This is a genomic window from Acidimicrobiia bacterium (genome assembly GCA_035651955.1).
Lineage (GTDB): Bacteria > Actinomycetota > Acidimicrobiia > IMCC26256 > JAMXLJ01 > JAMXLJ01.
The window spans coordinates 165,644-178,916 of the sequence record DASRES010000069.1 but is presented as its reverse complement, the minus strand read 5'-3'; the positions used below and the strand labels follow the sequence as shown (position 1 = coordinate 178,916).

The 13,273-nt window shown below is 71.1% G+C and carries 12 protein-coding genes; 5 read left to right on the top strand and 7 right to left on the bottom strand.

Annotated elements, in window-relative coordinates; genetic code table 11:
• Positions 1-38: 38 nt before the first annotated feature.
• Positions 39-1,247 (bottom strand): amidohydrolase family protein, encoded by a 1,209-nt coding sequence (locus VFC33_15215; protein HZR14588.1) that lies wholly within the window; start codon positions 1,245-1,247, stop codon positions 39-41.
• Positions 1,248-1,351: 104 nt separating this feature from the next.
• Here VFC33_15215 and VFC33_15210 point away from each other — a divergent pair, with 104 nt between their 5' ends.
• Positions 1,352-2,101, top strand: a complete 750-nt coding sequence (locus tag VFC33_15210) for a glucose 1-dehydrogenase (protein ID HZR14587.1) — start codon at positions 1,352-1,354, stop codon at positions 2,099-2,101.
• Positions 2,102-2,114: 13 nt separating this feature from the next.
• Positions 2,115-3,056 carry a TIGR03619 family F420-dependent LLM class oxidoreductase gene (locus VFC33_15205; protein HZR14586.1) on the top strand — a complete coding sequence of 314 codons (942 nt, stop codon included), beginning with the start codon at positions 2,115-2,117 and terminating at the stop codon, positions 3,054-3,056.
• 109 nt (positions 3,057-3,165) lie between these two features.
• Here VFC33_15205 and VFC33_15200 read toward each other — a convergent pair whose 3' ends face one another.
• From VFC33_15200 to VFC33_15175, 6 genes are read right to left on the bottom strand one after another with little or no spacing between them, the layout of a single operon-like run.
• Complete coding sequence (locus tag VFC33_15200; protein HZR14585.1) at positions 3,166-5,340, bottom strand: acyl-CoA dehydrogenase family protein; 2,175 nt, start codon at positions 5,338-5,340, stop codon at positions 3,166-3,168.
• Between the two features lies 1 nt (position 5,341).
• The gene (locus VFC33_15195) at positions 5,342-5,674 is read right to left on the bottom strand and encodes a hypothetical protein (GenBank protein ID HZR14584.1); all 333 of its coding nucleotides are present in this window, start codon (positions 5,672-5,674) and stop codon (positions 5,342-5,344) included.
• A gap of 7 nt (positions 5,675-5,681) precedes the next feature.
• Positions 5,682-6,527: an SDR family NAD(P)-dependent oxidoreductase gene (locus VFC33_15190; protein ID HZR14583.1), complete on the bottom strand. Its 846-nt coding sequence runs from the start codon at positions 6,525-6,527 to the stop codon at positions 5,682-5,684.
• A 21-nt stretch (positions 6,528-6,548) separates the two neighbouring features.
• Positions 6,549-7,421 carry a helix-turn-helix domain-containing protein gene (locus VFC33_15185; protein ID HZR14582.1) on the bottom strand — a complete coding sequence of 291 codons (873 nt, stop codon included), beginning with the start codon at positions 7,419-7,421 and terminating at the stop codon, positions 6,549-6,551.
• Positions 7,422-7,429: 8 nt separating this feature from the next.
• Complete coding sequence (locus VFC33_15180) at positions 7,430-8,443, bottom strand: GDSL-type esterase/lipase family protein (GenBank protein HZR14581.1); 1,014 nt, start codon at positions 8,441-8,443, stop codon at positions 7,430-7,432.
• A gap of 8 nt (positions 8,444-8,451) precedes the next feature.
• Positions 8,452-9,591 carry an LLM class flavin-dependent oxidoreductase gene (locus tag VFC33_15175; protein ID HZR14580.1) on the bottom strand — a complete coding sequence of 380 codons (1,140 nt, stop codon included), beginning with the start codon at positions 9,589-9,591 and terminating at the stop codon, positions 8,452-8,454.
• 140 nt (positions 9,592-9,731) lie between these two features.
• Between VFC33_15175 and gdhA the strand changes: the two genes are divergently transcribed.
• The 3 genes from gdhA (at position 9,732) to VFC33_15160 (ending at position 13,233) form a co-directional block, all read left to right on the top strand.
• A complete protein-coding gene (gdhA, locus tag VFC33_15170; protein HZR14579.1) occupies positions 9,732-11,072 on the top strand; it encodes an NADP-specific glutamate dehydrogenase in 1,341 nt (446 codons plus the stop codon).
• Positions 11,073-11,201: 129 nt separating this feature from the next.
• A complete protein-coding gene (locus VFC33_15165) occupies positions 11,202-12,416 on the top strand; it encodes an amidohydrolase family protein (GenBank protein HZR14578.1) in 1,215 nt (404 codons plus the stop codon).
• Between the two features lie 10 nt (positions 12,417-12,426).
• Positions 12,427-13,233: an SDR family oxidoreductase gene (locus VFC33_15160; GenBank protein HZR14577.1), complete on the top strand. Its 807-nt coding sequence runs from the start codon at positions 12,427-12,429 to the stop codon at positions 13,231-13,233.
• Positions 13,234-13,273 lie beyond the last annotated feature (40 nt).

Genomic DNA, 13,273 nt, shown 5'->3' with positions numbered 1-13,273 from the left:
GGCGATCGTACGGTCGGCCCGCGGTGTGGTGCCGGCAGTTATTCGGGGATGTCGAGGCTCAGCATCTCGATCGCGTTGGTCCGCATGATCTTCACGATCACGTCGTCGTCGAGACCCTTCGTCTGCGCCTCGGCGATCTCACGCGTGCGCGGCCACGTCGAGTCGGAGTGCGGGTAGTCGCTCTCGTACGTCACGTTGCCGACGCCGATCTCCTCGATCGAGCGGAGCCCGTGCGCGTCGTCGAAGAAGCACCCGTACACGTGGTCGCGGAACAGCTGGCTGGGCGGCTCGAGCACCTTCTCCGCGACGCCACCCCACGCGCGGTTCTCCTGCCACACCACGTCGGCGCGCTCGAGCACGTAGGGGATCCAGCCGATCTGGCCCTCGGAGTATGCGATCTTCAGGTTCGGGAACCGGTTGAAGGCACCGCACATCAGCCAGTCGACGAGCGAGTAGCACGCGTTCGCGAACGTGAGCGTCGAGCCGACCGCCGGTGGCGCGTCCGCGGACGTCGACGGCATCTTCGACGACGACCCGATGTGCATGCAGATCACGGTGGCCGTCTCCGCGCACGCCGCGAAGAACGGATCCCAGTAGTTGTCGGGCTGGTGGACCGACGGCAGGCCGAGGAACGGCGGGATCTCGCTGAAGCACACCGCGTGCACGCCTCGCGCCGCGTTGCGACGCACCTCGTCGGCGGCGAGCTGGGCGTCCCAGAGCGGGATGATCACGAGCGGGATCAGGCGACCGCCCGATTCGCCGCACCACTCGTCGACCATCCAGTCGTTGTAGGCCTCGACGCAGAGCTTCGCGAGGTCCTTGTCCTTGGCCTCGAGGAAGGTCTGGCCGCAGAAGCGCGGGAACGTCGGGAAGCACAGCGACGCCTCGATCCAGTTCGTGTCCATGTCCTCGAGGCGCGGCTTCACCTGGTACGAGCCCGGCCGCATCCACTCGTACGTGGTCCCCTCGACGGTGATGTCGTCGCGGTCATGACCCACGGCGGCGTCGAGACGCATGAGCGGACGCCGGAGGTCCTCGTAGAACCACCAGTCGACGGGCTCGCCCGCGTCACTGGGCTCGCCCGGGACGACGGTCAGCTTCCCGCCGACGAACGTCATCTCCTTGACCGGCGCGCGCAGCACGCGCGGACCGACGTCGCGGTACTTCGCCGGCAGCCGGTCCTGCCAGACGTTGGGCGGCTCCACGACGTGGTCGTCGACGGAGATGATCTTCGGGAACTCGCGCATGGAGCAGAGGCTAGTCCTGTTTCTGATGGACCGTCAGCGGCGGCTCCGTCAGGCGCGATACGGTCCCGAGACTCTCGCCGTGGGAGGGGACTCGCGTGGACGACATGGACGGCCGCGTCGCGATCGTGACGGGTGCCGCGACCGGCATCGGGCGGGCGTCGGCGGTCGCGTTCGCGCGACGCGGTGCACGCGTGGTCGTCGCGGACGTCAACGACGACGCCGCGCAGGAGACCGTCGCGCTCGTGAAGGACGCCGGCACCGACGCGCGCTTCGTGCACACCGACGTCACGAGCGCGGACAGCGTCGCCGCGATGGTCGCGACCGCGATCGACTCGTTCGGGCGCTTGGATTTCGCGCACAACAACGCGGGCATGAGCGGGACGGCGGCGGGTGTCGTCGACTGCACCGAGGAGCAGTGGAACCGGACGATCGCGCTGAACCTCACCGGCGTCTGGCTGTGCATGAAGCACGAGATCCCGCGCATGCTCGAGATCGGAGGCGGCGCGATCGTCAACACGTCGTCCGGCGCGGGGCTCGTCGGCTTCGCGGCGCTCCCCGCGTACGTCGCGAGCAAGCACGGCGTGATCGGGCTCACGAAGTCCGCCGCGCTCGAGCTCGTCCGGCAGGGCGTGCGCGTCAACGCGATCTGCCCGGGCACGACCCGCACCCCGATGATCGAGGGCTACATCGGCGGGGACGCGAACGTCGAGCGGATGATGACGGCCGCGTCGCCGCTCGGTCGCATGGCCACGCCCGAGGAGATGGCCGAGGCGGCCGTCTGGCTGTGCAGCGACGCGGCGTCGTTCGTGAACGGGGTCGCGCTGCCCGTGGACGCCGGCGCGGTCGCCCAGTAGGAGGAGCGCTCCGATGACGTCGATCGTCCCCGCCGGGCAGCTCGCCTACGGCATGCAGCTGCAGGTGCAGTCGCAGAGCCGCATGTACGCGGAGCCGTGGGAGGCGGACGCCGGCCGCGACGCGCTCGTCGCCATCGCACGCAAGGCGGAGGAGACGGGCTTCTTCTACATCGCGGTGTGCGACCACGTCGCGATCCCGAAGCCGTTCGACGAGCGCATGGGCACGACGTGGTACGACACCGTCGCGACGCTCGGGTACCTCGGCGCCGTCACCGAGCGTGTGCACCTGCTGTCGCACGTCTTCGTCGCCGCGTACCGGCATCCGCTCGTGACCGCGAAGTCGTTCATGACGCTCGACGAGCTGACCGGCGGGCGCGTGATCTTCGGCGTCGGGACCGGTCACGTCGAAGGCGAGTTCGACCTGCTCGGCGTCGACTTCAAGGCGCGCGGTCGCATCACCGACGAGGCGATCGACGTCATCCGCGCCGCGTTCGACGACGAGTACCCGTCCGTCGACACGGAGAGCTTCCACGTCCACGACGCCGGGATGGCACCGCGGCCGCGCGCGCGGATCCCGATCTGGGTCGGCGGCTCGTCGAAGCCCGCGTTGCGGCGCGCCGCGCGGCGTGGCGACGGTTGGCTCCCGCAGGGCACGCCGCGTGCGGACATGCCGGCAGCGATCGCGTACCTGCGCGACGAGCGCGCGCGTGCGGGCCGCGAGGACGCGATCGACATCGGCGCGATCACCGAGATCCTCTACGTCGGCGAGCCGACCTGGGACGTCGGCGCGCACACCTTGCACGGCAAGCCGGCCGCGATCGCCGACAGCCTCCGCGAGTTCGGGGCCATGGGCGTCGATCACGTCCAGGTCCGGTTCCGCAACCGCTCCCTCGACGAGCTGCTGGACCAGATGGACGCCTTCGGCACCGAGGTCGCACCGCTACTCTCCGAGTAGCGGATGCCGTCTGGTCGCACTCGCTCGGCGGCGGGATACCCGCCGCCGCCCTTCGGGACGCTCGCCGCTCCTGCGCCAACAGCTCGTCACGTCGGCGGTTGGCAGTCACTCACCGCGAACGAGGGAGGCCGAGGCCGCGCTCGGCGATGATCGAGCGCTGGATCTCGCTCGACCCCGCGTAGATCGTCGTCACCACCGCGTGCCGGAACGCGTGCTCGGCCCACCCGTCGACGGGCGCGCCGGCCTCGCCGCGCTGCAGCACGCCCGAGGGGCCGAGCAGCGCGAGCAGGTCGGCGCTCGCGCGCCGGAACGACTCGCTCCCGAACAGCTTCGCCTCGGAGCCTTCGACGATCGGGAGCTCGCCGCGCGCGGACACCCACGCCATCCGGTACGCGAGCAGGCGACCGACCTCGGTCTCGGTCGCGACGCGCGCGAGGACGTCCCGCATGGTCACGTCGTTGAACGCGCCGGTTTCACGCGCCCAGCGGAGCATCCGCCGGAGGAGGCGACCCTCCTCGCCGTTCGCGGTCGGGTTCCGCTCGAACGCGAGGGCGACGGTCATGACGTCCCAGCCGCCGTCGACCTCGCCGACGCGTGCGGAGTCGGGAACGCGCACGTCGTTGTAGAACGTGATGTTCGTCCGTTCGCCGCCGAGCGTCCGCACGGGCGCGATCTCGACGCCCGCCGCGTCGAGCGGCACCAGGAACATCGTGAGCCCACGATGCTTCGGCACGTCGGGATTGGTCCGCGTCAGCAGGAAGACGTAGTCGGACTCGTGAGCCATCGTCGTGAACATCTTCTGGCCGTTCACGACCCACTCGTCACCGTCACGGACGGCACGCGTGACCACGGACGCGACGTCCGAGCCGGCATCGGGCTCCGAGTAGCCGAGGCACACGAGGATCTCGCCGCGCAGCGCCGGCGCGATGATCCGTTGCTTCTGCTCGTCGCTGCCGACGATCGACAACGTGCGTGCGACGAGCTCGGTCGTCCCCCAGCCGTCCATCGGCGCGCCCGCCCGGGCGACCTCCTCGTCGAACGCGACCATCTCGAACGGGTCGCGCTCCTGCCCGCCCAGCTCGCGCGGCCAGGAGGCAGCCAGCCATCCGCGTTCCGCCAGCGCACGGTGCAGCCCCCAGTCGTGCACCGTGCCCGTCTCGTGCACGCGCGCGACGACGTCGTCCGTGAGGTGCTCGGCGAAGAAGGCGCGGACCTCGGCGCGGAACGCCTCGGCACGCTCGCCGAGCCGGAAGTCGAGACCGCCCGTTGCCGACGGCTCCACGCTCGCGACGGTCGGCGCATTCATCGCGAGCACGTCACCGACGCGTCGCGTCGCCGCCTGGACACCGCCCAGTGCGAGCGCCCACGCGGTGACGCGACGGAAGTACAGCTGCACGTCGTACTCGAGCATGAACCCGTAGCCGCCGTGGAAGTGGAGGCTCGCGCCGGCCGCGTCGTGCGCGGTCTGCGCCGCGAACGAGAAGGCCATGGCGGCCAGGAGCGGGAAGCGAGCGGGATCGGCGTCGCACGCCCATGCTGCTTCGAGCGCGAGGAGCTCGGCACCGTCGAGCGCGGTCGCGACGTCGGCCAGCTGCTGCTGGACGGCCTGGAACGAGCCGATCGGCGCGCCGAACTGCACGCGCGTCGACGCGTACTCCACGCCGAGCCGCAGCGCGGCGCGCCCGGCTCCCACGAGCCCGTTCGCGAGCAGGACCCTCCAGTCGTCGAGTGCCGCGGCGTACGCGGCGCGCGCGGCGTCACCGCGCGCGACGACGGTGACATCCCCCGTCCTCGTGCGGTCGGCGAGGGGTGACGAGCCGAGGTTCGCGGGTGACGCCCCGGGCGCGTCGTCGCGCGCGGCCACGAGCTCGTCGCCGCCGAGCCCGACGACGACGCCCGCGACCGCGCCCGCGGGGACGAGCGCGAACCGGCCGTCGCGGGCCGGGATGGGGGCGACGGTCACGATCGTCTCGCCGCTCGCGACGTCGTCCGGGCACGCGCCGAGACGGTCGAGCAGCCGGACGCCGACCAACGACTCGACGACCGGGGCCGACGCGAGCGCGCGGCCGGCTTCGGAGCACACGACCCCGAGGTCGACGAGTGTCGCGCCGCCCGCGGTCGTCGCCATGCTCGGCACGCCGATCGCGCGGACGTGCTGCCACAGCGCGTCGTCGAACCCGAGTGGCTCGGCGGCCCGGACGCGCTCCGGCGACGACTCCTTCGCGAACAATGACGCGACGGTGGCCCGGAGCTCGCGCTGGTCGTCCGACAGGTCGAGGTTCACGTCAGCCGTTCGACACCCACTCGACGTGCGCGGCGATCGTGGCGCCGGCGTCGTCGAGCCAGCCCTTGTCGCGCGCGTACGCGCGCATCCTGTCGAAGTCGCCGTCCCAGCCCGGGCCGACACGGCCGTCCGCCATGCGCCGCACGGCATCGACGTCGACACGCGCGTCGTCGTCGCCGTCGACCCGGCCCACGGACGCGTCGCGCAGCGCGCGGTCGAGCCGAGCCGTGTCGTCCGCACCCGCGACCGCGGCGACGTGGAAGCGCGTGCAATCGGCGGGTTCCTCGAGCGTCACCTGCGGCGGTGACGCGTCCACGAGCACCTTGACGAACATCGCCGGCCTACGGGATCGAGAGCCCGCCGTTCGGGCGGACGATCTGGCCGGTCACGAAGCTCGCGGCGTCGGACGCGAGGTACAGCACCGCGTACGCGATGTCGTCGGGCTCGCCGACGCGCCCCAGCGGTGCGGCGTTGCGCATCGGCGCGGACACCGCGTCGAAGCGGTCCTGGTCGATCGTGCCGTCCGGGTTCGTGAAGTGCCGCCCGGTCATGCCCGTGACGATCCACCCCGGCGCGACGGCGTTCACGCGCACCCCTTGCGGGCCCACCTCCGTCGCCAGGGTCTTCGTCAGCTGCGCGACACCGGCCTTCGCCATCGCGTAGCAGACGATCGTCGGCGCCGGCGTGTCGATCGCGCCGGACGCCATGTTCACGATGCTCCCAATGCCCCGCGCGGTCATGACGCGCGCCGCCGCGCGGCATCCGTAGAACACGCCCTTCAGGTTGACGGCGAGAACGCGGTCGAGATCGGCGTTGTCGGTGTCGACGACGAGGCTGTTGTGCATGATGCCGGCGATGTTGCACATGACGTCGAGCCGCCCGTGCTCGCGCACCGTGCCGTCGACGAGCGCGTCGACCTGCTCGCTCTGCGCGACGTCGACCTCGGCCGACGTCGCGTTGCCGCCTTCCGTCGTGATCGACGTCGCGGTGTCCTTCGCGGCGTTGCCCGCGACGTCGGCGCACACGACGGTCGCGCCGACGGCGGCGAGCATTCGTGCGCTGGCGCGCCCGATGCCGCTCCCGGCGCCGGTGACGATCGCGACACGACCGCTCAGGTCGAACGCCTCACGCGGATCCTTCACGTCGTCCTCCTCACGCGTCTCCTCCTCACGCGGCCCGCACTTCACGTGGCCCGCACCTCGCGACGGTCAGTTTGGCCGACCGTGCACGGACTTCGTCACGATGCGGGTCGCCTCGACGAGCCGGTCGGCGAGCACGCGGATCTCGACCGGGTCCAGCGACGCGCGGAAGCCGAACAACGTCAGCGCGAGCACGACGGAGCCGTCCGCGCCGAACACCGGTGCCGCGATCATGCTGAGCCGGTACGACGACGCGTGCTCGAGCTCGGCCAGCACGTACTCCTCGTGACCGAGCTCCTCGACGAGACGGGCGAGGCGGGAGGCGTCCGCGCCCGGATCGCGGGCACCGAGCGCGCGGCCGATCTGGATGCGCGCGTCGGCCTCCAGCGCGAGCGAGTACCCGCGGTCGCGCACCGCTGCGACCGCGCTGCGGAACCGGGCGATGCGATCCGCGGGCGCGCTCGGACCGGTCCGCTGCAACCACGCCTCGATCTCGGCGTCGGACGACCACGCCATGAACACGGTGCCGAGCGGCGGGACGAGCGGGAGCCGGTGACCGACGCGCACGTCGGGTGCGAGCGGGCCGAGATCCCCCTCGCGCCCGAGGATCACGATCTCGTCACCGATCGCCGCGCTCGCGACGCACAGCACGTCGAGCTCGTCCGCGAGTCGGCGCATCTCGCCGCGCGCGTGGTCGACGACGTCGATCTGGCGCGACGCGGCCGCGTTCCCGACCGCGACGAGCGCCGGGCCGAGCGAGTACGTCTTGTCGACGGGGTGGCGCAGCAGGTATCCGGCGTCCGTCAAGGTGGCGACGAGCGCGTGCAGCGTCGCCTTGCTCGCGTCGAGACGGCGCGCGAGCTCGGACACGCCGAAGCGCTCCGTCGGGTGCGACGCGAGGAAGTCGAGCAGCGCGACGGTCCGCGCCGCGGACGGTGCCATCCGGCCCACTACGTGACCGCGTAGCCCGGGCCGAGCGCCTCGACGACCGCGTCGCCGAACACGCGAGCGAGGATCTCGTGGCCCTCGTCGCCCGGGTGGATGCCGTCGCGAAGGTGCTCGGGACGCAGCAGCGGGAGCCCGTCGACGAGCCACACCCGGTCGTCCTCGTACTCGTCGATGCGCTCACGCACGACCGCCGTGATCGCTGCACGGATGTCGCGCAGATCGGTACCGAACCGGTTCGGCACGCGCTCGGCGTCCGGGCGGAGCACCGGCGTCATGACGACGATCGGCGTGTCGGGATGGCCTTGCCGGACGACGTCGAGGAACGCCTCCGTGTTCGCGAGCATCTGCGCGTCGCTGTGCGGGGTGCGCGTCCAGCAGTTCGTGCCGTGACCGATCGAGATGACCTCGGCCGGGATGCGCGAGATCTGCTCGGCGGTCGCCATCTCGCCGCGTGCCGCGCCCGCGTAGCCGAGGTTCACGACGTCGATGCCGCGCTCACGGCCCACGATCGCCGGCCACGCCCGCGCCGGCCCGGACGCGACCCAGCCCTCCGCGATGGAGTCGCCGTACGCGAGCCACCGCGGCCCGCGTGGTGCGCGGTCGATCGAGCCGCCCACCGCTCCGACCGACATGATCCGCGGCTTCATGCCCTCCGGGAGGTAGACGGTCGCCGGCGTGTCGGGCGAGTGCTCGCCCATCGCGAGTCGCACCCGACCCTCGCCGAGCACCGCGGGCTGCTCGTCGACGCAGACGCCACCCCGCCACAGCGCGAACGTCGTGCCCGCGCCGGGACCGCGGTAGCCGAGGTCGTCCGTCTCCGTCGTGTACGCGACCTCGACGGCCTCGGCGTCGCCGATCATCTCCAGCCGCACGGTGACGGGCAGCTGCGCGCTCGTCCACGTGTCGACGGGCAGCCGCGCCGCGTCCAACGGGTCCGCGCGCGGGTACCACACGTCGTCGGTGTCCTGGAACGCGCAGCCGCGGACGAACGGATCCGGCTGCTCGGGGCGCAACATGCGGACGGTCAGCTCGTGGTGACCGAGACCGACATGTCGACGTCGCGCGCCGCGAGCTTCGGGACGATCTCGGTGCCGAGCAGCTCGATCGTCCGCATGATCGACTCGTGCGACAGGTGCCCGAACTGCACGTAGCAGATCAGCTGGTCGACGCCGAGCTCCTCGTAGCGCAGCATCTTCTCCAGGCACTGGTCGGGATCACCGACGATGATCATGTCGGCCTCGTGGAACTCGCGGACGTCGAAGTTCCCCTCGATCTGGCGCTTGAGCAACGGGAACGTCGCGTCGCGCTCCTCCTGCGACAGGTTCGGGAGCTCCCACTCGAGCGTGAACTCGGCGAGGTTCTTGTACCACCACCACACCGAGTCCCAGATTCCGTTGCGCTCGCACTCGGCGAGGGACTCGGCGCAGTGCACGAGCGTGTACGCCGCGACGCGATCGTTCACGACGCGGGTCAGCGGCGTCGGGTTCGCGGCCGCCGCGCGGTACTGCGCGATGTGCTGTCCCATCTTCTGGATCGGCTGGAGGATCGCGAACGAGAGCAGCCCGAGGCCGAGCTCACCCGCGACGGCGGAGCTGCCCTCGCTGGTCGCCGCCATCCAGCACGGCGGGTGCGGGTCCTGCACGGGCTTGGGCGTCACCATGCGGCGGGGGAAGTCGAGGTACGTGCCGTGGAACTCGAAGTACTCCTCCTCCCACATGCGCACGACGGCCTCGATCGCCTCCTGCCACTGCGCGCGGCTCTCTTCGCGCGGCACCCCGAACGCGATCTGCTCCATGGGCGTCGACCGGCCGGTCCCCCACTCGACGCGTCCCCCGCTGAGGATGTCGGCAGTCGCGACCTTCTCGGCGACGCGCATCGGCGGGGTGAAGGCGTGGGGCATGAGGGTCACGCCGAAGCCGAGGCGCAGGTTCTCGGTGCACTGGGAGAGGGCGCCGATGATCACCTCGGGCGCGGGCGAGTGCGACCGGCCCTCGCGGAAGTGGTGCTCGACGTGCCAGGTGGTGTGGAAGCCGAGCGTGTCGGCCAGGCGGATCTGCTCGAACGCCTCGCGGTAGGCCCGCTGCTCCGCCTCCCGCTGCCCGTAGGGATGGGGACCGGCCCACGGCTTGGGCACGTCGATCTCGTAGAGCAGGTCGAGCTTCACGGCACCCCTCCGAGCTCGGACGACCGGCGTTGTTCGACATGGCGAACGACTGATCGCGTGGCAGAACGAGGCTACGGACGAGCCGTCCACGTGTCAACGTTGGCCGCACGGCGTATCGCGGCGCGAGAGAAGGGGCACCCGTGCTCGACGACAAGGTGCAGTCCATCTACGAGACGGTCGTCCGGCGGAACCCCGGTGAGCTGGAGTTCCACCAGGCCGTCCGTGAGGTGCTGGGGTCGATCGGGCCGGTGCTGTCGAAGCACCCCGAGCTGACGCGGATGAAGCTCGTCGAGCGGATCTGCGAGCCCGAGCGCCAGATCATCTTCCGCGTGCCGTGGCAGGACGACCACGGCGAGGTCCACATCAACCGGGGCTTCCGCGTCGAGGCCAACAGCGCGCTCGGCCCGTACAAGGGCGGGCTCCGGTTCCATCCGACGGTGAACCTGGGGATCGTGAAGTTCCTCGGGTTCGAGCAGACGTTCAAGAACGCGCTCACCGGGCTCCCGATCGGCGGCGGGAAGGGCGGATCCGACTTCGACCCGAAGGGACGCTCCGACGACGAGGTCATGCGGTTCTGCCAGAGCTTCATGACCGAGCTGTATCGCCATCTCGGCGAGTACACCGACGTGCCGGCCGGCGACATCGGCGTCGGCCAGCGCGAGATCGGCTACCTGTTCGGGCAGTACAAGCGCATCACCAACCGCTACGAGGCGGGCGTGCTCACCGGCAAGGCGATCCCCTACGGCGGCTCGCACGTCCGCACCGAGGCGACGGGCTACGGGCTCGTGTTCTTCGTCGAGGAGATGCTGCGGACGCGCGGTGAGACGCTCGACGGGCGAACGTGCGTCGTCTCCGGCTCGGGCAACGTCGCGATCTACGCGATCGAGAAGGCGATGCAGCTGGGCGCGCGCGTCGTCGCGTGCTCCGACTCGAGCGGCTTCGTCGTCGACGAGGACGGGCTCGACGTCGACCTGCTCAAGCAGATCAAGGAGGTCGACCGCTCGCGCATCGACCAGTACGTGAAGCACCGCTCGCGCGCGCGCTTCACACCGGCCGGGAGCATCTGGACGGTGCCGTGCGACGTCGCGCTCCCGTGCGCGACGCAGAACGAGATCACGGGAACGGACGCGCAGGTGCTCGTGCGCAGCGGCTGCACCGTCGTCGCCGAAGGGGCGAACATGCCGACGACCGAGGACGGCGTGCGGACGTTCCACGATGCCGGCGTCGCGCTCGGGCCGGCCAAGGCCGCGAACGCGGGCGGCGTCGCGACGTCTGCGCTCGAGATGCAGCAGAACGCGTCGCGCGACAACTGGACGTTCGAGCACACGGAGCAGCGGCTCGCGGGGATCATGCGCGACATCCACACGCTCTGCTACGAGACGGCCGACGAGTACGGCACGCCGGGCAACTACGTGAACGGGGCGAACATCGCCGGGTTCCTCACCGTCGCGGAGGCGATGGCCGGCCTCGGCCTGATCTGACCCGCGGTCCCGGGGACCGAGAGCCCCCGGGCCTCGCCGGAGAGGCCCGTGTATCGTTGCTGACGCAACGTCAGATCCGGCTCGTGCCCCGACGCGTCCGCCCGGGTGCCCTGCTGCGGAGGCTTCGCGATGACCGCCACCGAGACGCGCAGCGGGGAGCTGCCCCGCATCATCAGCGTCGACGACCACGTCGTCGAGCCGGCCCACCTGTGGGAGACGTGGCTTCCCGCGCGGCTCCGGGACCGGGGGCCGAAGGTCGAGCGGCGCGGCATCGGGTCGATGGAGCACATCGGCGGCGGCACGTACCGCCAGACGTTCGACCCCGATGGACCCAAGGCCGACTGCTGGGTCTACGAGGAACTGGTCTACATCAACAAGCGTCACGTCGCCGCGGTCGGCTTCGACCGCGACGACATGACGATGTCGCCCATCACCTACGACGAGATGCGGCCGGGCTGCTACGACCCCAAGGCGCGGATCGACGACATGGAGATGAACTGGGTCGACGCGTCACTCTCATTCCCGACGTTCCCGCGCTTCTGCGGGCAGACGTTCCTCGAGGCGAAGGACCGCGAGCTCGCGCACGCGTGCGTCGTCGCGTACAACGACTGGATGGTCGAGGAGTGGTGCGGCGACAGCGCCGGCCGCCTGATCCCGCTCTGCCTGGTCCCGCTGTGGGACGCGCAGCTCGCGGCCGACGAGGTGCGACGCAACGCGGCTCGCGGCGCGCACGCGGTCTGCTTCAGCGAGATCCCTCCCCACCTCGGCCTGCCCAGCATCCATTCCGGCTACTGGGACCCGTTCTTCCAGGCGTGCCAGGACACGGCGACGGTCGTGTGCATGCACATCGGCTCGTCGTCGAGGATGCCGGCCACGTCCGGCGACGCGCCGCCCGCGGTGGCCGCGACGCTGAGCTTCAACAACGCGATGGCGTCACTGTCCGACTTCCTGTTCTCCGGCGTGCTCGTGCGGTTCCCCCAGCTGAAGCTCGCGTACTCGGAAGGCCAGATCGGGTGGCTGCCGTACGTGCTCGAGCGCGCCGACGACGTGTGGCGCGAGCACCGCGCGTGGGGCGGCGTGCGCGACATCGTCCCCGAGCCGCCGTCGACCTACTACTACCGGCAGGTGTTCGGCTGCTTCTTCCGAGATCGTCACGGCGTCGAGTCGATCGAGCGTGTCGGCGTCGACAACATCACGTTCGAGACCGACTACCCGCACACCGACTCGACGTGGCCGGACACGAAGCAGGTCGCCAAGGAGCTGATGGCCGGCCTCGACGACGCGACGGTCTACAAGATCATGCGCGGCAACGCGATCCGGATGCTGTCGCTCGACGCGCGGTGACGGGCGTCGCGTGATCGACCCGTCGGCCGTCTCGCTCGACGGCAAGGTCGCCCTCGTCACGGGCGCCGCGCAGGGGATCGGCGAGGCCACCGCGCTCGCGCTGGCGCGCTTCGGCGCCGACGTCGCGGTCTGCGACCGTCAGGCCGACGGGCTCGCGGCCACCGCGAAGGACGTGCGCGCGCTCGGTCGTGAGGCCATCGAGGCCGTCCTCGACGTGCGCGACGTCGACGCGAGCGAGGCGTTCGTGCGCGACGTTGGTGCGCGCTTCGGGCACGTCGACGTCCTCGTGAACAACGCCGGCGGCGGGTTCCATGCACCCGTGATGGACGTGAGCGCGAAGGGCCAGCGCGCGCTGGTCGACGAGAACTTCACGTCGGTGACGAACTTCGTGCGGCCGTGCGTCCCGCTGATGCCCGCCGGCGGGTCGATCGTGAACGTCACGTCGATCGAGGCGTTCCGCGCCGCGCCCGGGTTCGGCATCTACGCGGCGATGAAGGCGGCGGTCGAGTCCCTGACCCAGACGCTCGCGTTGGAGCTGTCACCGCAGGGTATCCGGGTCAACACGGTCGCACCCGACGCGATCCCGACGCCGGGCGACCGGTCGCTGGGTGAGGCCGCGCACGGCGACGCGTCCCCCGAGTCGTATGGCGCGAAGGTCCCACTCGGCCTGGGCGAGCCGGACGACTGCGCAGGTGTCGTGGTGTTCCTCGCGTCGAACCTGTCCCGGTTCGTGACCGGCACGACGATCCACGTCGACGGCGGGACGAAGGCGGCGTCGGGCTGGACCCGCCGTCCCGACGGCGGCTGGACGCCCTGACGCGAAACCCTCACGTCGTCGGTCGAGAGGCCGATGGGCG

Excerpts from the sequence above, each read along its gene's own strand:
- VFC33_15195 (HZR14584.1), bottom strand. The coding sequence starts at position 5,674 with ATGTTCGTCAAGGTGCTCGTGGACGCGTCACCGCCGCAGGTGACGCTC.
- VFC33_15205 (HZR14586.1), top strand. The coding sequence starts at position 2,115 with ATGACGTCGATCGTCCCCGCCGGGCAGCTCGCCTACGGCATGCAGCTG.
- VFC33_15215 (HZR14588.1), bottom strand. The coding sequence starts at position 1,247 with ATGCGCGAGTTCCCGAAGATCATCTCCGTCGACGACCACGTCGTGGAG.
- VFC33_15210 (HZR14587.1), top strand. The coding sequence starts at position 1,352 with ATGGACGGCCGCGTCGCGATCGTGACGGGTGCCGCGACCGGCATCGGG.
- VFC33_15180 (HZR14581.1), bottom strand. The coding sequence starts at position 8,443 with ATGTTGCGCCCCGAGCAGCCGGATCCGTTCGTCCGCGGCTGCGCGTTC.
- VFC33_15165 (HZR14578.1), top strand. The coding sequence starts at position 11,202 with ATGACCGCCACCGAGACGCGCAGCGGGGAGCTGCCCCGCATCATCAGC.
- VFC33_15185 (HZR14582.1), bottom strand. The coding sequence starts at position 7,421 with ATGGCACCGTCCGCGGCGCGGACCGTCGCGCTGCTCGACTTCCTCGCG.